Here is a 23,205-nt window from a genome sequence, read left to right on the forward strand (position 1 = left end):
TTTAAAGTTTTGTTCGGCTCAATGAATACTGAACATTACATAAAGTAATGTTTGAATTGACTGTGCTGAATCCGAAGATTCAATGGTCACTTCGTTTCATTGAAACCTAATTTGATACCGAAGTATCGAATTGGATTATCATCAACGAGTGCCCACACAGATTGATAGGTCTATATTGTTAAAGAGCTTGCTTTTCGAGAAGTTTTTCTCTCAAAGCGGAGGTGCATTCTAGCGATTTGGTTGTTAGTGTCAAACACTTTTTTCAACTAATTTTTCGTAGAAGCTTTTTACCTCTCCGACCCTGCTGAAGCCTTATCGCGTCTGCCGTGTCGGTGGATGCGCATTATAGGGAGAAGAATTTCTTTAGCAATACTAAAAATGCATTTTTTCTAAAAAAACATGCCAAATGGACACTTTCCACTCAACATCTAAATTCACCTCAATTAACACCCAGCATTTCTACAGAATACTCACAAAAAACTGTGGATAACTACTCATCACTGTCGAAGAAATAGGATATTCGCGAGCGTGGGTTTAGGTACTCTTTTATCTTATCTGGCAATTTAGATGGATGAATCGCATTTACGATCCTCAAATCTTTCGATGCAAGCTCAATGATGGGAGCTTGAGTTCTTGGCACTGATGGGTCGTAAACCAGAACATTTGGAAATAGCAGGTTTGAAGCGTTCACTGAGATGACCAATCCCACCATATTATTAGATAACTGAACAACCGTGCCAGGAGGGAAGACGCCCATGAACTTGATCAGAATATTAAGGTTTTCTTCTTTATATAGGTGTTTACAGTTTTTATATAAATGAGAAAGGGCGGTGTATGGGATTTTCTGTTCTGATGCGATCGGTGTATGGCACAAATTATCAAATGCATTTGCCACTATGACAATTTGAGCCAATTCATCAATTTCATCCCCTTTAAGACCCTCAGGATAACCGGAGCCATCTCTTAACTCATGATGCTGAGCAATCACGGTTTTAGCTGGTTCTGGAAAACCTTCGATCTGATTCGCGAGATCCAAACCATATTTAGTATGTAACTTTAGGTAGTTGGTTTCTGGCTCGGTTAATGGCACTTGCTTTCTTAATATAGCGGTAGGGATTTTGATCTTACCCATATCATGAAACAGAGCAGCGAAAGAGAGCTCTTTTAATTGCTTGGCAGAATACCCTTTCGCACGCCCAATCATCATGGCAATAACCGCAACGTTTAGAGAATGGAAATAGATATCTTCAAATTCGTTTTTGCCATTCATTAGATGAAGCGTGACGTTATCATCGCACATCAACTTCTCAACAATGTCTTCTATTAACAGTTGAGCTTCATCGACAGCGGCAGTTGGGCGGTTACGAATTTTCGTCATGACTGATCGCATCCGTGCAAGTGAGCGTTCAAACTCTTTCTCACACTGAATCACTCGTCGACGATATGCACTGAGCTTTTCAATTCGTTTCTGTTTTTCTTGCCACAGTTTTTGCGTTTCTAGATCCAACGATTCATTGCTTGTTGTGCTGTCCGTTTGGATTTGATTAACGGGCAATGGTGCGGTGTCGCTTTGTTCTGGATTAAAGTATACGAACTTCACACCGAGATGACGAATCATCTCGATCTGTTCCTGGTCTTTAATTTTAAAGCTATTGAGTAGGAAGGGGTGATCGTTCCACTTTAGCGGAAGGCGGATATGTAATCCCGGCTGAATACGATCCACTGTAAGTTTAATTGCTGCCACTTTTTCACTACTATTAAGTTTTCACGATAAACCAAGAATAGTAGTAGATTCTGTAAATAAATTCATCAATAAGAACTCACAAGTGCGAGTCATTCGCGTTAAGGACCAATGTGTTGTTCATAATTTGAATCAAGCTCATACCTGAGTATCAATCAGAGTCTTGTTTTAATACTCGATCCGCATGACGCAGTTTTAGCTTGGCTTCGAAGACAGGTTTTTCTATGTGTTCCTGTTTTTTTACTAACCCCATTAACGTTTGCACAGCTGCTCGCGCCATATCACTAATAGGGAAATGCACCGCAGATACCGTCGGGTACAAACTTTCACATAGGTCTACACTGTCAAAACTGGTCAAAGAGATTTGCTCCGGCACCGAAATTTTATGCTCATGAAGATATTGCATCGCCCCAACCGTCATTTCTTCGCTGCATGAAAATACTGCGGTTACCTCTGGGTGACGTTTCAAAATGGAAGCCATCGCATCATAACCGCTTTGTCTGCCGTAATTCCCTTCTTCACACCAACTTTCATCAATGTCGATGCCCGCTGTTTTCATTGCATCAACATAGCCAAGCTTTCTGAGCAAACTATTGTGACGTAGGGATGGCCCGGTAATACAGCCAATGTTTTTATGGCCACCAGCGATTAAGTGCTCAACAGCGATACGACTTGCATGGTGGTGATTAAACGTAATGCAGCGCTCTTCAATCCCTTCAACATAACGATCGAGAAGCACAAAAGGCGTAGGAAGTTTTGCTAACTCACGTAGATCATCATCGGATAAATAGCGACTATGCAGAACATAGCCATCGCAACGAAGATCGTTGAAACGCTGAATCGCTTCTTTCTCTCCTTCAGCAGAATGATGGCCTTGCGCAGTGATGAGAAACTTCTTATGAATGTCTAATTCTGTTTGCACTTGCTCCATCATTTCACCGAAAAATCCACCGGTGTAATAAGTCACCAACAAACCGACCATATTACTTGACGATGTTGCAAGAGAACGGGCGATCGCACTTGGACGGTAATTCAATTGCGCCATGGCTTGTTCTACTTTTTTTCTAGTTTCTTCACGAAACTTTCCTTCCCCATTAATGATGCGAGAAACGGTAGAACGATTTACACCGGCGAGTTCGGCGACATCTTTAATCCTTGCCATAATGCTAATGAATCCAACTGCTAATAAATAATGAATGTTTTTATTCGAAAAATGGCTGCCAGCAATTCGTAAGGTGACTATAGGGGTCGAATCTGGCAGCCTTAATCATACACCTACAACTTGGCTGGTAGAAACGAGTGCGGAGTAATCCGTGACGGCTATACCATGCTGCGCCAATTGCTCTTTTAGAATGGGAGATGTGAGCACTTGTAGCTCTAACTCTCTTTGCAGAGCATAGCCACTTTTCATAATAAGGGGCTGGTCGGCATAAGCAGGATGACACATCACCTCTACCACATCGTAATTCTCTTTTAAGCTCAAAAGGTGTTGCATTAATCCGTCCAAACTTACCTTTTGATCGTAAAACTCATCGGTAAAGAAATAGCTTGTCGTCATTGGTTGGTGACAGATACCACTCCCGCGAAGTGGCACGCGGTGCTCTTTCGCGAGTTTCTGAACAATAGGAAGAATCTGGGGATGCGTATGAGCATGATGATGACTATCAAGGTGGCTGAGCGTTAGTCCAAGTGACAAGAAGTGATCAATTTGAGCTTTAGCTTCATCGTAAACCGCTTGAGCTTCAAAATCTTGCTTGTTCCACAATTCACTGTATTTGACGAAATGCGTTCTACCATTGGTTAAGTTTGGGTGCTCCGTGAGAGGAGCACCTGCTGTAAACCGTAGATGTACGCCAATTTTTAAGTCTGGATTTTGATGAGCTAACTCGATTGCATTCTGCTCGGCATCCATCCCTACCATCATAGTAGTCGATTTCACGACACCATCTTGATGGGACTTTACAATGCCGTTATTAACACCTTGAGTCAGACCAAAATCGTCCGCATTAAAAATGACTTTCATTGACGCTCTTCCTTAGTATTACAACGCTGTAAGTTTAAATTGAGGCAAATAAGGCGCATTAACCGCTAACAGCTCATCCAATATCGCTTTCGCTCGACCAATGTCTGGCACCAAAGGATTATTCGTTAATGCCATTAATGCTTTGTCGTAGTTACCTTCAACAGCGGCTTCTATCGTCAACTGCTCATAAGCTTTCACTTGATGCAGTAGTCCTTTGATGTTGTTTGATAGCTCACCAACAGCAAGTGGTTTTGCTCCCCAACTACCAATCACTGCACTGCATTCAATCACGGCGTCATCCGGTAGACCATTGATCGCGCCGTTGTTTAAGACGTTTACGACATGAATGCTGTTACGGTTGTTATAAATAGAGTCGACGAGATTGAGTGACGCATCTGAGTAATACGCTCCCCCTCGCTCTTCCAACTCTTTCGGTTTGTGGTCTAAGTTCGGATCTTGATAGAGCTTAAACAATGCGTTTTCGGTTTCCATGACTTGCTCTGCGCGAGTCCCTTTTTCACCTGCGCTCTGCTTTTCTTCTGCCAACATAGCGTCTGTTTGGTAAAAATAGCGATGATAAGGACAAGGAATCGCACCGAGCGCTTTTAGAAATGCCGGATCCCACGGTTCTTCCCAAATGTTCTTCATACTGAAGTTAGCGCCATCTCCGACTTTCTCTAAGACGGTTTGAGTGATGTCTTCGCCTTTCAGCCACGCTTTGTGTACCCAGACCAGATGATTTAGACCTGCAAACTCCAACTGTAGCTCTTTAGGCTCGCAATCCATCATCTCTACAATCATCATTTCCATTGAGACGGGTACATTACATAAGCCGATACTTTTGACTTTAGTATGCTTACTCACCGCTTCTGAGACTAGACCAGCAGGGTTCGTAAAGTTGAGCATCCAAGCGTTTGGCGCCAACTCTTCAATGTCTTTACAGATATCAAGAATGACCGGAATGGTTCTCAGTGCTTTAGCAAATCCGCCAGGGCCTGTGGTTTCTTGTCCGATCACATCGTATTTGATAGGAATTCTTTCATCGTTTGCTCGAGCAGCAAGCCCGCCAACACGGAATTGAGTCATGACAAAGTCAGCGCCTTTGATCGCAGCACGGCGGTCAAAATCCGCTTTAATTTCAATATCCGCGCCCGCTTTATCGACCATCCGCTGAGCCAAGCCTCTGATGATTTCTAGCTTTTCCGCGCCGGATTCTATGTCCACAAAGTGAATCTGTTTAACTGGCAAGTAATCCAAGCGTTTGATTACCCCTTCAACCAATTCCGGGGTATAGCTACTGCCACCACCAATAATGGCAAGTTTGATCGCCTCTCTAGACATAATGATTTCCTTACTTATTCGCGAGTTGCTTGTTCAAAGCGACAATCTCAACAGCCATTTCTTGCGCTAGAATCGTTGTCATTAAATGATCTTGAGCGTGCACCATAACCAGAGTCATCGGCACTTTGCCTTCCCCCTGATCTTCTTCGATCAATTGCGTCTGAATTAAATGCGCCTTGTTAATGCACTCTCTGGCTTGCAACAATTTCTCTTCTGCTGCTTCAAATTTTTGCTCTCTCGCCAAACGAAGTGCTTCATAACTTAAACTTCTGGCTTCACCCGCATTACAGATGATTTCCATTACAACCAGTTCTTGTTCCATTTTCTCTCTCCAGAAATATGGGCTGCTTGGTAAAACAGCCCATTCATAATTAAGCGGTTACGCCTTCACCAGCAGGTTGTTCTGCCTGTTTCGTTTCTTTGGTTGTTGGTAGTTCTTGCTCAAGCATTTGCTTCTCAAACATTTTGAAGAATGGGAAGTAGATAAGAAGGTCAAGAATCAACAGACCCACTACGAGCAGTACCGGAGAAAACGTCCAGCCGCTTCCCCAAGACGCACCAATAATTGCCGGCGTCGTCCATGGCGTAGTAGCCACCCCCATACCTACGAAGCCAAGATGCACAGCAAAGTAAGCAATCGTTGCGTTAATTACTGGAGCAAAAACAAATGGGATGAACAATGTTGGGTTCATTACGATTGGGCTACCAAAAATCACTGGTTCATTAATTTGGAAGAAGCCAGGAACCGCACTCATTCGGCCGATACTCTTTAAGTGAACAGATCGGCTAAATGACATGAGTAGCACCAAAGCTAACGTCGCACCAGAACCACCAATGAAGATATAGAAATCCCAGAACGGCTGAGTGAAGATATTCGGAACAGGCTGCCCAGCAACAAATGCGTCGATGTTTCCACTGATGTTTGTTAGGAAAATTGGCGATAGAAGGCCAACCACAATCGCGGCACCATGAATCCCTGCAAACCAAAGTAATTGACACATGAGTAGTGCACCAATGATGGCAGGCAAAGTATTTGATGCGCTGATTAATGGCTTGAACATCGCCATAACTGCATCAGGAATCAACATGTCGTATTGGGTTTGAACGAAGATGCTTAATGGATAAAGCGTGACAAACACAGCTAGAACAGGCAGTAACACCTCGAAAGAACGCGCGATCGCAGGTGGCACCTGCTCTGGCATGCGAATCGTGATGTTGTGCTTTTTCATAAATCGATACAGCTCAACAGCAAAGAAGGCACACATTACTGCAGTGAAGATCCCTGTACCGCCCATGTGTTTCATCGCTAACGAGCCATCTTGAGCTGGTGCAGCCACCAGCAAGAAACACATTAAAGATAAAACCGCGCTAGTGATCCCATCCATTTTGTACGCTTTCGCCAGACTGTAGGCGACACCGAGCGACACAAAGATGGTCATGATCCCCATCGACATATTGAAAGGCATCATAATGGTGTCAAAGTGAGTGGTAGCAAAGTCGAGCCAAAGACGACCAAAGGTAAACGTCGTATCTTCAGCAAATGGTGGAAATGCAAAAATCAAAATGAAACTGCCCACGATGATAAACGGCATAGCGACAATAAAACCATCTCTCATTGCGCGAACGTGGGGTTGATTACCCACTTTTGCAGCGATAGGGGCTATATGCTTTTCGACTGTTCCTATAATCGCGTCATAAAGCTTCATAGAGTCCATCCTTATTTCAGACAAAATAATCCCGCATCAAATATTTATATTTGATGAACAATTTTCTTTTATTTCAAATTATTGGCTTAGTTAATTAATTCTAATGCTTGTTCTAGAACTTCGTCCCCTTTCATCATTCCATATGCTTGGGGAGATATCGCATCGATATTTTTTCCGTACTCTTGCGCTGTTTTTCTTAACTCTTCCAGTTGAAAACGTACCTGAGGACCTAGTAAACAAACGTCATACTCTTTAATCGCCTCTTCAAATGCATTCACTGACATCGCATCAATTTTGCATTCAATTCCTTTAATTTCAGCAGCTTGCTCCATTTTTTTAACAAGCATACTGGTCGACATCCCTGCGCTACAGCATAAAAGGATCTTTTTCATAGCCTTACTCCCGTTGTGTAAATTTCAACCTGCAAAAACTGTAGCAAAAATAATCAGCACAAAAAAGCGCAACCGGTTGCGTTATTCGTGAACAGAATCTCACTTTAGAAAATAAGGTCTATTTTTTAATAATTATTTAGGTCTAGGATAAAAGTCAGAGAATTAAGGAAGATTACGAATTTACATTTACAACTATCAATATATTACTACTGACAACGTCATTATTAATTTCGAAAAGGAATCGAAAATGAAATTAAATAAACTAGCTATTGCAACGCTTGTAAGTGCCGCTCTATCTCAATATGCATTTGCCCAAACTGACACCAAAGGAACCATTTATCTGACGTTTGATGATGGCCCAATCAACGCCTCAATTGACGTCATAAATGTGCTAAATCAAGAAGAAGTAAAAGCGACGTTTTACTTTAATGCGTGGCATCTAGATGGTATTGGTGATGAAAACGAAGACAGAGCGTTAGAGGCACTAAAACTGGCGTTGGATAGCGGCCACATCGTCGCAAACCACAGTTATGACCATATGGTTCACAACTGTGTTGAAGAATTTGGCCCAAACAGTGCGGCAGAATGTAATGCAACGGGTGATCACCAGATCAACTCTTATCAAGATCCAGCCTACGATGCCTCGATGTTTGCAGAAAACTTGTCAGTACTAGAAAAATATTTGCCGAACATTACGAGCTACCCAAACTATAAAGCGAATGAGTTTGCTCGTTTGCCGTATACCAATGGTTGGCGCGTCACTAAAGACTTCAAAGCAGACGGCTTATGTGCCACGTCCGATGATCTAAAACCTTGGGAGCCTGGCTATTCATGTGATACGGCAAACCCATCCAACAGTGTAAAAGCAGCCATCGCGGTTCAAAATATCCTAGCGAATAATGGCTATCAAACTCACGGTTGGGATGTGGATTGGGCCCCTGAAAACTGGGGCATTGCGATGCCAGCAAACAGCCTTACAGAAGCTGAACCATTCCTTGGGTATGTCGACTCCGCGCTAAATACTTGTGCACCTACGACAATTAACCCTATCAACTCCAAAGCGCAAGAGTTCCCATGTGGTACACCTTTGCATGCTGATAAAGTTATTGTGCTAACTCACGAGTTCCTGTTTGAAGACGGTAAACGTGGCATGGGTGCAACTCAAAACCTACCGAAGCTCGCGAAGTTTATCCAGCTAGCCAAACAGGCTGGTTATGTCTTCGATACCATGGATAACTACACACCGAACTGGCAAGTTGGTAACAACTACAGCGCCGGCGACTACGTTCTACACCTCGGTACGGTATATCAAGCAGTAACAAGCCATACAGCGCAACAAGATTGGGCGCCATCACCAACATCTAGCTTGTGGACGAATGCGGATCCAGCAACTAATTGGACTCAGAATGTTTCATACAAACAAGGCGATGTGGTGACTTATCAAGGTTTGCGTTACCTAGTTAATGTACCGCACGTATCTCAAGCAGACTGGACTCCGAACTCACAGAACACCTTGTTCACAGCTCTATAAGCTGTTCCCTACTATCATCATGTAGTAGTTTGCGCGAGGCATACCCCTCGCGCTTTTTTCTTTTGAAACGCGGCAAATCGGTATTCAACTCGAATCTCCAAACACACGTAAATCTAAGCACATAAACACCCCAAACGACGAAAGGCCGCTATAAAAGCGACCTTTCTATATATGGTACTGATAAGTGAGGTGACTGGACTTGCATCCAACTGGGCAGGCACTCCTGACACCACGCTGGATTTGAATTAACAAACGCCAGAAACAACAAAGCCCCGACTTTCGTCGAGGCTCTGTCTTGGAATATGGTACCGGTGGGCGGACTTGAACCGCCACGCCCGAAGGCAACGGATTTTGAATCCGTCGTGTATACCAATTTCACCACACCGGCATCTCTGGGCTATTGCCCTTTGATGGTTGGCATTATACGGAAGCTTTTGACCTGCGCAAGCAGAAAAACCTTAAATAACTATCGTTTGCTGATAATTTCGCCACAAAGTGTGACAAAGCTAAGCTCAGAGGAAAAAATCAAATTCATCTTCACAAAAAAATCGCGCAAAATTCTCTAGTTCAGAAAAGATTTACTGTCGATTCACTGTAATATCAGAAACGTAGCCGTTGCCAATGTTAGCTAGCGAACCATGTATCATTAATGCTGCTTCTTCTGCGCTCATAAAGCTACTCGTATCCAAGCTCTTACCACTGGTTTCCCAAAACTCCGTCGCCATTCCTCCCGGATACACGGCAATAATCTTCATTGGCTTACCTTTCAGCTCCAGACGAACCGATTCAATCAATCCTTTGACTGCCCATTTCACAGCGCAATATGTGGATTCTTGAGCTTTGGGCTGCTGAGCCGCAGTAGACATGATCATCACTACATTAACAGGCTGATCCTTGTATCGCTTAACCAACTCCCGAAGCACGTTAATCGCTGAGCTGAGATTGTTCTCTATTAAGGTTTGAATCTGATCTGGATCTTGCTTTTCTAACGGCCCAAAGTATCCACTGCCTGCACTGTGAACCACCGTGCTCGGAATAGAATCTAACTGTTCAAACAATTGTTCTACTTCTTGATGGGACGCGAGATCACAAGCTCGATAGCCAACATTGTTCGATAAACAGTTTGTGACTGTAGAGAGCTTACTCTCACTTCGGCCAGTCAGATAAGTGGCTTTCCCTTCCGCATCATAAAGCTTGGCCAACTCCGCCCCTAAGCCGCTACTTGCACCTGTGATTACAATCATTTTCTACCTCGTTCGTAAAAGTGCTTTCTAATGTGTGTACCAATTAAGGTAACGGAATATAGGCTGATTCACATCTTACGAACGCCATTCTTTGAAGCAGCAAGACTTTCTGATTTTAACGCTCGTTAACTTCTAAATATGCCCAATAGTTTTCAAAACTATCCAATGGTTCGGATACCAGTACCTTGATCACGAAGCCCATCAAGCACAAAGAGAACCCGGAAATTTCACCTATGCTTAAACAAAGAATAACGTTTTGAATTTCCTATCGACTTTCTCACTAAAGATAAGAGGCACATGAGAATGACCGGCTCCAAATGGCAGTGGCTGCTTAAACAAATGACACGCAAACTGTGGGTTCGAACATCACTTTTTGCCTTACTTGCTGTTGTAACCGCCCTGATCTCTATTGTTTTAAATAAATTTATTACCCTGCCTCCCACCATCAATGTCAGTAATGAGCTGCTGAATAACATATTGAATATTCTCGCGACGTCGATGCTGGCGGTGACGACGTTTTCACTCAACATTATGGTTTCAGCGTACAGCGCGGCCAGTGCAGGGGTCACTCCTAGAGCTACCAAGCTATTGATGGAAGACAGCACAACGCAAAATGCTCTGGCGACTTTTCTTGGCTCATTCTTGTTTAGTTTGGTAGGCATCATCGCACTTGGCATTGGCGCCTATCACGAGCAGGCACAGATCTATTTGTTCATCGTAACCATGGTGGTGATCATTATGATCATCCTGACTCTACTTCGCTGGATTCAGCACCTATCTGTACTTGGTAGAGTCTCGGAAACCACCTCAAATGTGGAACAAGCACTATTAAGTGCGATTCGAAAACGAGGCTGTGAGCCTTGGCTGGGTGCATTTCCTTGGAGTCATCCAGAACACAAGCCGAGAGGAAGCAAACCGATTGTCAGCCAAGAAATTGGTTACTTACAACATATTGATATGCACCATCTAGATAGTATTGCTAAAGCCTCTCAATCCACTATCTATATTGAGAGGCAGCCAGGGAGTTTTGTTTATCTTGGTCAACCATTGGCTTGGATCTGTGGCGAATTAGCAGAAGAAAGTGAGGTAACGGCAGCGTTCACGATCCGAACTGAGCGATCCTATGACCAAGATCCTCGCTTTGGCTTAGTTGTACTTGCAGAAATAGCCTCTAGGGCCCTCTCTCCTGCCGTTAATGATAATGGTACTGCGATTGATGTTCTGGGACGTTCGATTCGGGCGCTTTCACTTTGGGGAGAACTTATTAGCCAACAGCCGACCAAAACTCGCTTCCCAAGATTGTTTGTGCCCTCGTTAAACTGCCAAGATTTATTCGATGATGTCTTTTTGCCGATAGCTCATGATGGGGCAGCTCAACTGCAAGTTCAGGTTCGCCTGCAAAAGGCATTACTAGCCCTGTCTAGTATGTATCCCAAGCTGTTTAGCTCTCCAGCAACCAAGCTGTCAGAGAAAGCATTAGAACTCACGTTGACCCAACATTTTACTGAAGATGAAAAGCATCAACTTGCGCAACTTTCGAACCAGGTAACTGATCCCAAAACACGGCGCTGACGATCCATTCAATCAGCAGCGTTTTAAGCACACGCCTCAAACATGCGTATGCGTAGCCATCATCCTTCGTGAAAAGTCTCTTAGATTTGGCCGTAATTGGAGAGTCTGTGCGTCAGCTCTCTTTTCACAGACAGGCGGAATCTATATCCTGACGCACAATTTTTAAGGTAAGTGATGGAATTATGACTACTTCTACAACTCTTCCACCAGCGGGATTTTTCCGTCGATTGGCCGCTTTGTTTTATGACACACTAATTGTCTTAGCCATTGAGATGATGGCGGCGGGTGTCGTAATAGCAGTGGTGTTTGCTTTGAATGCAGCAGGCTTGCTGAGCTACGGAGAATATGTGGATGCCGCAGATATGTTAGGGAAACACCCGGTGTTGAGTCCGATATTCACACTTTATCTGGCGGTAGTCTGGATTTACTTCTTCGTCTTTTTCTGGACGCGAGCAGGTCAAACCCTAGGCATGCGCGCTTGGAAAATACAAATTCGAAACGCGAAAGACGGCGCTCCAATTACGGCTACTCAAGCATTAATCCGCCTTGCGACATCAGGCTTTGGTCTTGCGAACTTAACCGTGCCAATTGACCCGCAAAAACGTGGTTTCCACGATATATGGGCAAAAACTGAAGTGGTGTTTTTGCCAAAAGCAAAATAAATCGCAGAGAAACAAAAAAGGAAGGCATAGCGCCTTCCTTTTTCTTTGATTATAGCTTTCTTCTCAGCAACGCCACCGCAATCGCCAAAAAAGCTAAGCTCGGGGCTAAGGCACCAAATATCGGCGGTATGCCATACACCAGAGTCAATGGCCCGAAGAACTCACTGGAGATATAGAAAGTGAAACCAGCCACAACGCCAGATAAAACTCTCGCCCCCATTGTTACACTTCGCAACGGACCAAAGACGAAAGACAACGCCATCAGCATCATTACGGCAATCGACAAAGGCTGCGTCAGTTTACGCCAAAATGCGAGTTCGTAACGTGAAGCATCTTGCTCTGATGCTTTCAAATACGTCACGTAATCATACAAACCGCTCAGAGAGAGCTCTTCTGGTTTTACTGTCACCACGGCTAGCTTGTCAGGAGCCAACGACGTGTGCCATTCCATTTGATCCATCTCTTGTTTGGAAATCACATTTTCGTCTTGCATGTTGGTGATTTGTACGTCACGCATCAACCAATTGTTATCTTGTTGGTAATCCACTTCTTCAGCGAAGATAACTTTTTCTAAGTTCTTGTCATCATCAAAGCGCCACATGTTCAACGCATACAACTTGTCATCTTCCACTTTACCGATGAAGATGAAGTCGTTGGCATCACGAGCCCAAACCCCAGCACGAACCGAAACGATGCTGCCGCCAGACAATGCAAAAGATCGCAAATCACGCGCCATTTTCTGAGCTTCTGGAGCCCCCCATTGACCTAAAGTCATCACGATAAGCATCAATGGAACGGCCGTTTTTAGCACTGACAAACCGATATCCAGCTTGGAGAAACCCGCCGCTTGCATGACCACAAGCTCAGAGCTTGACGCCAGCATACCCAAACCAATCAGCGCACCCAGCAATGCTGCCATTGGGAAAAACATTTCAACGTCACGAGGCACGCTCAACAAAACGAAATACAAAGCGTGCGTCAGGTCATACACACCACGCCCCACTTTTCGTAGCTGTTCCACGTATTTGATGATACCCGATAGGCCAACAAACGTTGCCAGAACCAAGGCTGTGGTAGAAATGATGGTTCTGCCGATGTAAAGGTCTAAGATTTTGAACACAGCTTACGCGAGCCTCTTCTTACGGAATTTTTCTTTCATTCGTCGAGCTGGAACACTGTCCATCATATTGGCCATGATCGCGACAATCAGCAACATCGCATTAATAGGCCACATGCCAATCGCCGCAGGAATCGCACCATCTTCCAATGCCGATTTTGTCGCACTAATCGCAAGGAAGTATGCCAAGTAAATCAGAATCGCCGGGCCCATTTTGGCAAAGCGCCCTTGACGAGGGTTCACCGCAGACAAAGGAATCACAAGCATCGTGAGCAATGGAATACATACAAACAGAGAAATACGCCATTGCAGCTCCGCTTGCGCTTCAGGATCCGGGTGGCCAATCAAATCCGCCGTTGGGTAAGCTTCCCAGTCACGACCTTTCTGTTTGACTTCACGCTGCCCGATCACCCCTTCATATTCATCAAATTTGGTGATCATATACTCCACGCGAGTTGGCACACCTTCATAGCGTGTACCTTCTTGCATCGTAATAACCTGACGGCCATCTGACAGTTCTTTTACTTCACCAGAAGAAGAGAACATCACGCTAGGTAGAACCGAATCTCGTGGACGCATTTGCGCGACAAACACGTTACTAAGCGTACTGTCCTTAATATCGTCAATGAACACCACGGATGAACCGTCTGGCGTACCTTGGAACTGACCCTTTTTAAGTAAGTCGACGCTATTTTCCGCCGCGACTTGTTCGTAAAGGTGCTCCACTCGGTCTTGAGACCAAGGTGATAACCAAAGTGCATTAAACGCAGCCACACCAGAGGTGATCAACGCCAAGTAAAGTGCAGCTTGCACTAGGAACTTGTTGCCGATCCCCGTCGCATTCATCACGACAATTTCGCTTTCTGCATAGAGACGACCAAAAGTGATCAATATGCCGATGTACAAACTCAATGGCAGCATCAATAAACCCATTGCTGGCATGTTCAAACCAACAATAGAGAAAATCAATCCAGCAGGAATATCCCCGTCAGAAGCGTCAGCGAGAACACTGATGAACTTCTGGCTCACAAACACCAAAAAAAGTACGAAAAAAATCGCAAATTGACTCTTGAGTGTTTCGCGGATCAAATATCTAACAATAATCACGCTGAAATTACCTATACAAAACTTGTTTTTTTGGTCGAATCACTATAGTTTCCCGTTGAACCATTTATTTTTTTAAAAATTATAAACTAAATGTTAGTCGCTTAAATCAGCTCTAAATGTAAGCTCGGAGCTAAAATTCAACAAGTAAGCGATCATTATCTAACATTTAGAGCAATTTGTCTTCAGGATGTAGGAGTACGCATGGAGTTCAGTGTTAAAAGTGGCAGTCCAGAGAAACAACGTAGCGCATGTATCGTTGTTGGTGTGTTTGAACCACGTCGCCTTTCTCCAGTAGCCGAGCAACTTGATAAAATCAGTGACGGTTACATCAGTTCACTACTTCGCCGTGGTGATCTAGAGGGTAAACCTGGTCAGATGCTGCTACTGCATCAAGTACCAGGTGTTTTGTCAGAGCGCGTTTTACTTGTCGGTTGCGGTAAGGAACGTGAGCTTGGCGAGCGCCAGTACAAGGAAATCATTCAAAAGACGATCAGCACACTTAACGAAACAGGTTCAATGGAAGCCGTATGTTTCCTAACAGAACTGCACGTTAAAGGTCGCGATACTTACTGGAAAGTTCGCCAGGCAGTAGAAGCGACGAAAGATGGTCTATACACATTCAACCAATTCAAGAGCGTTAAACCTGAAACTCGCCGCCCACTGCGTAAACTTGTTTTCAACGTACCAACGCGTCGTGAATTGAGCCTAGGTGAAAAAGCAATCACCCACGGTCTAGCCATTGCGTCTGGTGTAAAAGCATCGAAAGACCTTGGCAACATGCCACCAAACGTAGCCAACCCAGCTTATCTTGCCTCTCAAGCTCGTCGTCTAGCGGACGATTACGAAAGCGTAACCACCAAGATCATTGGTGAGCAAGAGATGGAAAAACTGGGCATGACATCTTACCTAGCGGTAGGTCGTGGTTCGAAGAACGAATCTATGATGTCTATCATCGAGTACAAGGGTAACCCTGACTCAGATGCAAAACCTATCGTGCTTGTAGGTAAAGGTCTAACCTTCGATTCAGGCGGTATCTCATTGAAACCGGGCGAAGGTATGGATGAGATGAAGTACGACATGTGTGGTGCGGCATCGGTATTCGGTACAATGAAAGCGCTAGCGAAGCTAAACCTACCAATCAATGTAATTGGTGTTCTAGCAGGCTGTGAAAACATGCCAGGCAGCAACGCTTACCGTCCAGGTGACATCCTGACCACAATGTCAGGTCAAACTGTTGAAGTACTAAATACTGACGCAGAGGGCCGTTTGGTTCTGTGTGATGCACTGACTTACGTAGAGCGTTTCGAACCAGACTGTGTTGTTGACGTAGCAACGCTAACAGGCGCTTGTGTTATCGCACTTGGTCACCACATCAGTGGCGTTCTATCGAACCACAACCCACTGGCGCACGAACTTGTAAACGCATCTGAGCAATCAAGTGACCGCGCGTGGCGTCTACCAATGGCGGATGAGTACCACGAACAGTTGAAGAGCCCATTTGCTGATATGGCAAACATTGGTGGTCGCCCTGGTGGCACTATCACTGCGGGTTGTTTCCTGTCTAAGTTTGCGAAAAAGTACAACTGGGCACACATTGATATCGCAGGAACTGCGTGGAAGTCAGGCGCAGCGAAAGGCTCAACGGGCCGTCCTGTCTCAATGCTTGTCCAATTCCTTTTGAACCGCAGCGGCCAAGAGACAGAAGAGTAATTTCTGAACAAAATCGAAAAGGGCCGCAAGGCCCTTTTTTATTACCCCGATTTTCTTCATTGAAAATGGGCTTTAAGATGGTCTTAGGATGAGACCAAGGCAAGTGAGAGAATGATGCAAACTGCGACCTTCTACATCATTAACGAAGAGAGCCCGCAAGCAACGACGGCTGGCTTTGAAGAGTACATCGTTTTTTTGGCGCAGCATTTCGCACGCCAAGGCGCTAAAGTGTACCTAAACTGCCAAGATAAACCGCATGCCGAACAGCTTGCTGAAGCTTTCTGGCAAATTGATGCAGACCAGTTCATGGCACATAATCTCGTTGGCGAAGGACCGAAATACGCCACCAATATTGAAATCGGCCACGATGGTGTGAAACCATCTTGGAATCGTCAACTGGTAATTAATTTGGCGGAAAATGAGACAACCTTTGCGAACAAGTTTGCTCAAGTGGTAGACTTCGTGCCTTGCGAAGAAAAAGCTAAACAGCTCGCAAGGGAAAGATATAAAATTTACCGACAAGCAGGCTACCAGCTGCAAACGATCGAAATTCAATATCCTTAGCAGTCAATCCTTATAGTTAAGCTCTCTCTTTAGAGAGTTCACTTATAGAGATTGACTAAGATTCAACCATCAACGTATCCATTTAAAGAGCGCTATGGAAAAGACATACAACCCAACTTCAATCGAACAAGCTCTGTATCAGACTTGGGAAGAGAAAGGCTACTTTAAGCCACACGGTGACACTACTAAAGAATCATACAGCATCATGATCCCGCCACCGAACGTCACTGGTAGCCTACACATGGGCCACGCGTTCCAAGATACGATCATGGATACGCTTATCCGTTGTGAACGTATGAAGGGTAAAAACACCCTTTGGCAAGTAGGTACTGACCACGCAGGTATCGCTACTCAGATGGTTGTTGAGCGTAAGATCGCAGCAGAAGAAGGCAAAACTAAGCACGATTACGGTCGTGATGCTTTCATCGACAAAATCTGGGAATGGAAAGGCGAATCAGGCGGCACAATCACTAAGCAGCTTCGTCGTCTTGGTGCATCGGTAGACTGGGATCGTGAACGCTTCACGATGGACGATGGTCTTTCTAACGCCGTTCAAGAAGTTTTCGTTCGTCTATACGAAGACGATCTAATCTACCGCGGTAAGCGTCTGGTTAACTGGGATCCTAAGCTACACACCGCAATCTCAGATCTAGAAGTAGAAAACAAAGACACTAAAGGCCACATGTGGCACTTCCGCTACCCGCTAGCAGATGGCGTTAAAACAGCAGATGGCAAAGACTACATCGTTGTTGCGACCACTCGTCCAGAGACCATGCTAGGCGATACTGGTGTTGCGGTTAACCCAGAAGATCCACGTTACAAAGATCTTATCGGTAAAGAAATCATCCTTCCACTCGTAGAACGTCGCATCCCAATCGTGGGCGATGAGCACGCTGATATGGAAAAAGGTACTGGCTGTGTGAAAATCACACCTGCGCACGACTTCAATGACTACGAAGTTGGTAAGCGCCACCAGCTACCAATGATCAACATTCTGACGTTTGACGCAAACATTCGCGGTGCGGCTGAAGTATTCAACACAAACGGCGAGCCAAGCGACGCTTACTCAACCGAACTTCCTGCTAAGTACCACGGCATGGAACGTTTTGCTGCACGTAAAGCTATCGTTGCTGAGTTTGACGAGCTAGGCCTGCTTGAAGAAGTGAAAGATCACGATCTACAAGTACCTTACGGCGACCGTGGTGGCGTGGTTATCGAACCAATGCTAACTGACCAATGGTACGTACGTACTGCGCCTCTAGCGAAAACAGCAGTTGAAGCAGTAGAAAACGGCGACATCCAATTCGTTCCTAAGCAGTACGAAAACATGTACTTCTCTTGGATGCGTGACGTTCAAGACTGGTGTATCTCTCGTCAGCTATGGTGGGGTCACCGCATCCCAGCTTGGTACGACAACCAAGGTAATGTTTACGTAGGTCGCACTGAAGAAGAAGTTCGTAAGAACAACAACCTAGAGTCAGTCATTGAACTGCACCAAGACGAAGACGTACTGGATACCTGGTTCTCTTCTGCACTATGGACGTTCGGCACTCAAGGTTGGCCAGAGCAAACTGACGATCTGAAAGTATTCCACCCTTCAGACGTACTAGTAACTGGTTTCGACATCATTTTCTTCTGGGTTGCGCGCATGATCATGATGACCATGCACTTCGTGAAAGACGAAAACGGCAAACCACAAGTACCATTTAAAACGGTTTACGTTACTGGTCTAATCCGTGACGAAAACGGCGACAAGATGTCTAAGTCGAAAGGTAACGTGCTTGACCCAATCGACATGATCGATGGTATCGACCTAGAGTCTCTAGTAGAGAAGCGTACTGGCAACATGATGCAACCTCAGCTAGCGAAGAAGATCGAGAAGAATACTCGTAAGACGTTTGAAAACGGTATCGAAGCATACGGTACAGACGCACTGCGTTTCACGCTTGCAGCAATGGCATCAACAGGTCGCGATATCAACTGGGATATGAAGCGCCTTGAAGGTTACCGTAACTTCTGTAACAAACTATGGAACGCAAGCCGTTACGTAATGATGAACACAGAAGAGCAAGATTGTGGCTTCAACGGTGGTGAGATTGAATACTCACTAGCGGACAAGTGGATCGAGTCTCAGTTTGAACTAGCGGCGAAAGCGTTCAACAACCATATCGACAACTTCCGTCTAGATATGGCATCTAACACGCTTTACGAATTCATCTGGAACCAATTCTGTGACTGGTACCTAGAGCTAACGAAACCGGTTCTATGGAAAGGCACAGAAGCACAGCAACGCGGTACTCGTCGCACGCTAATCACGGTTCTTGAGAAGACACTGCGTCTGGCTCACCCAGTGATTCCTTACATCACAGAAACTATTTGGCAAAGCATCAAGCCACTAGTAGACGGTGTTGAAGGCGAGACGATTATGCTTCAAGCACTACCTCAATTCGACGAAGCAAACTTCAACCAAGAAGCGCTAGACGATATCGAATGGGTGAAAGCGTTCATCACTAGCATCCGTAACCTACGTGCTGAATACGACATCAACCCAGGTAAGCCGCTTGAAGTGATGCTGAAAGCAGCAAACGCAGAAGATGCAGCGCGTCTAGAAGCAAACAAGCAAGTACTGATGTCTCTAGCGAAGCTTGAATCTGTACGCGTGCTTGCAGCTGACGAAGAAACGCCAGCGTGTGCAACAGCATTGGTTGCTAAGTCTGAGCTGATGATCCCAATGGCGGGTCTGATCGACAAAGATGCAGAACTTGCTCGTCTTGATGGCGAAATCAAGAAGACTCACGGCGAAATCAAGCGTATTGAAGGCAAACTAGGTAACGAAGGCTTCGTTGCGAAAGCACCTGAAGCAGTTGTTGCTAAAGAGCGTGAGAAGCTTGAAGGCTACAAAGAAACACTAGCGAAGCTGGAAGAGCAAAAGAAAACCATCGCAGCTCTTTAATCGTTAGCGTTGGACTAGAAGCGAAACGCTTCTGCTCTTAAAATCAGAAAGGTTGGTCATAATGGCCAACCTTTTTTGTATCAGTCCATTCAGTAAAAACCTCCTATCGATAGTTTTTACCTATCAAATTAATATCCACCACCCATTAGCATTAATGAGAAGCATTATCGATAATGTATTCATCGAAACAAACACGATTGAGTAATTATCATGAAAAAGACACTAACATTCGCAACGCTGCATTTTACTATCGCATTTAGTGTCGCTTACGTGCTTACTGGCGACATTCTAATTGGTAGTTTAATTGCCATGATTGAGCCATCAGTAAACACCGTCGCTTTTTACTTTCATGAAAAAGCTTGGGCAAGTGTTCCCGCTTTAAAAGCTCGTCAATTCATGACCAAGCTAAAAACCGCGAGTTTCGCAACGGTACACTTTAGCGTAGCGTTTACGGTGGTTTACTTGTTAACGGGTGATGCATTTATCGGTAGCGTTATGGCAATGCTAGAGCCATCATTAAATACCGTAGCCTACTACTTCCACGAAAAAGTTTGGTTACGTAAATCGTCTGATGAGAGCTCAGCGCCGCATTTTTGCTTTCATAAACACGCATAAGAGCGGGTCGAAACCGAAGCAACAGCTAGCTCAAACCGATTCATCATTGACAATGTTGCGCACCGCAATTAAATTAATTGCGGTGCGCAACTTATTATAGGTAACTTAAGATGAATTCTCGTCAGCTCAGACATTACTCCCGACAGACCGTCCGCTTGTTAGGTATGCTTGATAAACAATGTGGTGAGGTTACCCTCACCCCAGTACAAGCTCATGCCTTGGGCGAGATCCAATTACAGCCACTGACTATCAATCAACTGGCGCAGCAGCTTAACGTGGATAAATCCAATGCCAGCCGCACCGTAACTGCTCTCATCAAGCAGAGCCTGGTTGAGAGCATCGAAAATCCAAAAGACAAGCGCAGCCAGTTCATAGCTTTGACCGAGCAAGGCCAACACGCGCTATCTCAACTCGACCAACAACAAAATACTTTCTTCGAATCATTGCTATCCCATCTGGACGAAAACGAACAGCACCAGCTCAAACAAGGGCTTGAAGTGTATCTAAAAGGCTTAACCAAAGTATGCCAAGCAAACCAATTTGTTCTTCGCCCACTCAGCAAGGCCGATAACCCACAAGTCGCCGACGTGATTCGTCAGGTTTCCGCGGAATATGGTCTAACCGCAGACAAAGGATACGGCGTCGCAGACCCAACACTTGATGACATGTATTCTGTGTATAACCAACAAGGTGCCGCTTATTGGGTGATTGAGCACAATGGCGTCATCGTCGGTGGTGGTGGTTTTGCTCCACTAGCAGGCGAACCTAACGTGTGCGAACTACAGAAAATGTACTTTTTACCCCAAACTCGTGGACACGGCTTGGCAAAACGTATCGTCGCGCTGAGTCTGCAATTGGCTAAGCAACTTGGCTATCAAAAGTGTTATTTAGAAACGACAGAATGCTTAAAAGAAGCGATAGGTTTGTATGAGAAGTTAGGCTTTGAGCATTTACATGCCCCGCTTGGACAAACAGGGCATGATGCATGTGAAGTAGTGATGCTTAAAACACTGTAATAAAGAGCATTACTAAGAATTAAAGCACAACATGGGTAACGCAAAGCTCTTGGCTAAGCGCAACTGAAAATGCTTGGCGCTGCCCATCTAATTCCACCGCAAGTTGGTAGAGATCTTTCGGATCGGGATTATTCAAATCAGCGTACTTAGGCGCTTCGATCTGAAATAACGCACTGGCATGATCGGCGCGCACATCAATTGGAATATGGTAAGTCATACCATCAAACTTCACTGATGCCGAGACCAGACCCGGCACAAAAGTCTGATAGTAAAGATCCACTTTAAACTCACAACCACCACCGTGGTGCCAGATTTGTTCGGTCGCGACACGATCTAAACGTACGTTGCGAATAAACTGCAGGTAAGGCACTTGCCACACGCCTAAGCGGTCATCGCTTTTTCTATATTCATGATCAGACAGCGAACACAGCTCAGGTTTATCTTCATCAAACAGAAGATCTTCGTCTTCCTCTAAGAACAAGATTTCAAAGCGGTTGCGCCCCATTTGCATGTAAGGGCGAATGTCTTTCTTGTAGACATTCTGAGAGCCATCGCAGTCAAACAATGCAACGCCATTCAAACGCACCTCAGCGTGGTAGTCCACCCCACCCAGCACCATTTCAACCGCTGGGAACGCCATCATGGATTCATCCACCTCAATGTCGTGCATCAAGTGCCATTCTTGTTGGCGAATGGCCGCTTCCGTCAATTCAGCGGGCAGCACCTGACTAAGAGGAGCAGGGAAAGTGATGTCATCCTGTGGGATAGAAAGGTCCGTCAGTGGAGAGACTTGCCATAATCCGGCGAGTGAGAGTTGCATATTTACCTTGAGCTAGATCAATTTTCACGCATTATAGGGAGAAATACCCCATAAACTCAACGTGAATTGTTTATCGTTACCCACCGTTGTCATTTTCTAGGCATAAAAAAACCAGCGATAAACGCTGGTTTTTCGAAAACATTAAATTACTCGTCTTCATCATCTTCGTCAGAGTAAAGCGCATCTTCGCCTTCGTAGTACGTACCCCAACCATCGTAGATGATGTCGTATTTTTCAGCTAGGTGAACCAGCTTTTCAACTTGTGCGTCAATCGCCTCTGCATTTAGAGCCGATTCCATTGTCGCGTCACAACACAGCAGTTTGTTGCCGTCTTCGTCTTCTGTTTCTTCTGCTTCTAGAACTTCGAAGCCCATTTTGAACGCTTCAACAACCGCTTTTTCTAGCGTATCGAAATCTTCAGCAAAAAGGTGGTGCTCAATTTCGTATAGCGAATCTGGATCGCTGCCATCTTCTAGCAATGCTGCAATGATATCGCGAGTCTCTTCCTTTTGAATCTCAATTAATTCTTCTACTGATAGATATTCATCTTCGTGAGACATGTTTTTGGCTCCAGATTAGTTACTTGATGGAAACACTATACCCGATACTGAGTATGTTGATCCGGTGAAATATGGCATGGATTGCGATGAAAAGCCACAAACAAACGCCAAACCGCGATGATTCTTCCTGCCCAAATATTAAAACCCATCACAAAGAAACAAAAAGTTAACAAAAAACGGTATTTTTTAATATTCAGAAGATCCTAATTGAGCTCATTGTAGGATATTTGATGGTTTGTTGAGTGATTATGACGCCTGAGTGAATACAGCCACGCTACCAATTTGGAAGGATAACGAATAAAGAAAACTTAAAAACTGCATATTTTGGAATAGAAATGCACATTTTATGCACTAAGCATGTAATCTTTCCTGCAAAATACAAAAAGAATAAAAACGCATTCATTTAAAAACCAGCAATATGGAATTAAAAACCAAAAATTAAATACAAAAATGCCAACTAAAATAAAAACCACTAAAAATATAACCAATCACAACATTTAAACGAAGTTAACGAATTTGCATCTTTGCCGT

Annotated in this window: 20 protein-coding genes and 1 tRNA gene; 8 read left to right on the plus strand and 13 right to left on the minus strand. The window is 44.6% G+C overall.

Annotation, left to right across the window (positions count from 1 at the left end):
• Positions 1–490: 490 nt before the first annotated feature.
• The 7 genes from UF05_RS13245 to UF05_RS13275 all read right to left on the minus strand — a co-directional run bounded on the left by UF05_RS13245 (position 491) and on the right by UF05_RS13275 (position 7,203).
• Positions 491–1,744: an HD-GYP domain-containing protein gene (locus UF05_RS13245; RefSeq protein ID WP_005497344.1), complete on the minus strand. Its 1,254-nt coding sequence runs from the start codon at positions 1,742–1,744 to the stop codon at positions 491–493.
• A 148-nt stretch (positions 1,745–1,892) separates the two neighbouring features.
• Positions 1,893–2,903, minus strand: coding sequence for a LacI family DNA-binding transcriptional regulator (locus UF05_RS13250; protein ID WP_045544938.1), 1,011 nt, complete (start codon positions 2,901–2,903; stop codon positions 1,893–1,895).
• Positions 2,904–3,008: 105 nt separating this feature from the next.
• Complete coding sequence (gene chbG / locus UF05_RS13255; RefSeq protein ID WP_005461089.1) at positions 3,009–3,764, minus strand: chitin disaccharide deacetylase; 756 nt, start codon at positions 3,762–3,764, stop codon at positions 3,009–3,011.
• A gap of 18 nt (positions 3,765–3,782) precedes the next feature.
• Complete coding sequence (locus tag UF05_RS13260; protein ID WP_045544937.1) at positions 3,783–5,105, minus strand: 6-phospho-beta-glucosidase; 1,323 nt, start codon at positions 5,103–5,105, stop codon at positions 3,783–3,785.
• A gap of 10 nt (positions 5,106–5,115) precedes the next feature.
• Positions 5,116–5,427, minus strand: coding sequence for a PTS lactose/cellobiose transporter subunit IIA (locus tag UF05_RS13265; RefSeq protein ID WP_005461092.1), 312 nt, complete (start codon positions 5,425–5,427; stop codon positions 5,116–5,118).
• Positions 5,428–5,476: 49 nt separating this feature from the next.
• A complete protein-coding gene (locus tag UF05_RS13270) occupies positions 5,477–6,811 on the minus strand; it encodes a PTS sugar transporter subunit IIC (protein WP_005478832.1) in 1,335 nt (444 codons plus the stop codon).
• 86 nt (positions 6,812–6,897) lie between these two features.
• A complete protein-coding gene (locus UF05_RS13275; protein ID WP_005478850.1) occupies positions 6,898–7,203 on the minus strand; it encodes a PTS sugar transporter subunit IIB in 306 nt (101 codons plus the stop codon).
• Positions 7,204–7,450: 247 nt separating this feature from the next.
• Here UF05_RS13275 and cod point away from each other — a divergent pair, with 247 nt between their 5' ends.
• Positions 7,451–8,734 (plus strand): chitin oligosaccharide deacetylase, encoded by a 1,284-nt coding sequence (cod, locus tag UF05_RS13280; RefSeq protein ID WP_020841301.1) that lies wholly within the window; start codon positions 7,451–7,453, stop codon positions 8,732–8,734.
• 303 nt (positions 8,735–9,037) lie between these two features.
• On the opposite strand, the gene UF05_RS13285 is transcribed toward cod, so the two are convergent.
• Together UF05_RS13285 and UF05_RS13290 are read right to left on the minus strand one after the other, a co-directional pair.
• Positions 9,038–9,122, minus strand: a tRNA-Leu gene (locus UF05_RS13285).
• Positions 9,123–9,312: 190 nt separating this feature from the next.
• A complete protein-coding gene (locus UF05_RS13290; protein WP_020841306.1) occupies positions 9,313–9,978 on the minus strand; it encodes an SDR family oxidoreductase in 666 nt (221 codons plus the stop codon).
• 303 nt (positions 9,979–10,281) lie between these two features.
• Here UF05_RS13290 and UF05_RS13295 point away from each other — a divergent pair, with 303 nt between their 5' ends.
• Together UF05_RS13295 and UF05_RS13300 are read left to right on the plus strand one after the other, a co-directional pair.
• The gene (locus UF05_RS13295; protein WP_045544936.1) at positions 10,282–11,550 is read left to right on the plus strand and encodes a DUF2254 domain-containing protein; all 1,269 of its coding nucleotides are present in this window, start codon (positions 10,282–10,284) and stop codon (positions 11,548–11,550) included.
• A gap of 182 nt (positions 11,551–11,732) precedes the next feature.
• The gene (locus UF05_RS13300; protein ID WP_045544935.1) at positions 11,733–12,212 is read left to right on the plus strand and encodes an RDD family protein; all 480 of its coding nucleotides are present in this window, start codon (positions 11,733–11,735) and stop codon (positions 12,210–12,212) included.
• Between the two features lie 49 nt (positions 12,213–12,261).
• Here the strand turns inward: UF05_RS13300 and lptG are convergent, their stop codons facing one another.
• Entirely contained in the window at positions 12,262–13,332 is a 1,071-nt protein-coding gene (gene lptG, locus UF05_RS13305) for an LPS export ABC transporter permease LptG (protein ID WP_005461103.1), read from the minus strand.
• A 3-nt stretch (positions 13,333–13,335) separates the two neighbouring features.
• Positions 13,336–14,436, minus strand: coding sequence for an LPS export ABC transporter permease LptF (gene lptF / locus UF05_RS13310; protein WP_005461105.1), 1,101 nt, complete (start codon positions 14,434–14,436; stop codon positions 13,336–13,338).
• Between the two features lie 201 nt (positions 14,437–14,637).
• Here lptF and pepA point away from each other — a divergent pair, with 201 nt between their 5' ends.
• The 5 genes from pepA to UF05_RS24710 all read left to right on the plus strand — a co-directional run bounded on the left by pepA (position 14,638) and on the right by UF05_RS24710 (position 21,294).
• The gene (gene pepA / locus UF05_RS13315) at positions 14,638–16,146 is read left to right on the plus strand and encodes a leucyl aminopeptidase (RefSeq protein WP_005461107.1); all 1,509 of its coding nucleotides are present in this window, start codon (positions 14,638–14,640) and stop codon (positions 16,144–16,146) included.
• A 114-nt stretch (positions 16,147–16,260) separates the two neighbouring features.
• Entirely contained in the window at positions 16,261–16,710 is a 450-nt protein-coding gene (locus UF05_RS13320; RefSeq protein ID WP_005497325.1) for a DNA polymerase III subunit chi, read from the plus strand.
• A 94-nt stretch (positions 16,711–16,804) separates the two neighbouring features.
• On the plus strand, positions 16,805–19,663 hold the full coding sequence (locus UF05_RS13325; protein ID WP_045544934.1) for a valine--tRNA ligase: 2,859 nt from the start codon (positions 16,805–16,807) through the stop codon (positions 19,661–19,663).
• A gap of 210 nt (positions 19,664–19,873) precedes the next feature.
• Positions 19,874–20,278: a DUF2061 domain-containing protein gene (locus tag UF05_RS13330; RefSeq protein ID WP_045544933.1), complete on the plus strand. Its 405-nt coding sequence runs from the start codon at positions 19,874–19,876 to the stop codon at positions 20,276–20,278.
• A 110-nt stretch (positions 20,279–20,388) separates the two neighbouring features.
• Positions 20,389–21,294 (plus strand): bifunctional helix-turn-helix transcriptional regulator/GNAT family N-acetyltransferase, encoded by a 906-nt coding sequence (locus tag UF05_RS24710; protein ID WP_082064030.1) that lies wholly within the window; start codon positions 20,389–20,391, stop codon positions 21,292–21,294.
• Between the two features lie 19 nt (positions 21,295–21,313).
• Here the strand turns inward: UF05_RS24710 and UF05_RS13340 are convergent, their stop codons facing one another.
• Both UF05_RS13340 and rraB read right to left on the minus strand, forming a co-directional pair.
• Positions 21,314–22,114 (minus strand): glycosyl hydrolase 2 galactose-binding domain-containing protein, encoded by an 801-nt coding sequence (locus tag UF05_RS13340; RefSeq protein WP_025610192.1) that lies wholly within the window; start codon positions 22,112–22,114, stop codon positions 21,314–21,316.
• Between the two features lie 146 nt (positions 22,115–22,260).
• On the minus strand, positions 22,261–22,674 hold the full coding sequence (rraB, locus tag UF05_RS13345) for a ribonuclease E inhibitor RraB (RefSeq protein WP_005455099.1): 414 nt from the start codon (positions 22,672–22,674) through the stop codon (positions 22,261–22,263).
• Between the last annotated feature and the right edge of the window lie 531 nt (positions 22,675–23,205).

Source organism: Vibrio sp. S457-15, from assembly GCF_000960545.1.
GTDB lineage: Bacteria > Pseudomonadota > Gammaproteobacteria > Enterobacterales > Vibrionaceae > Vibrio > Vibrio parahaemolyticus.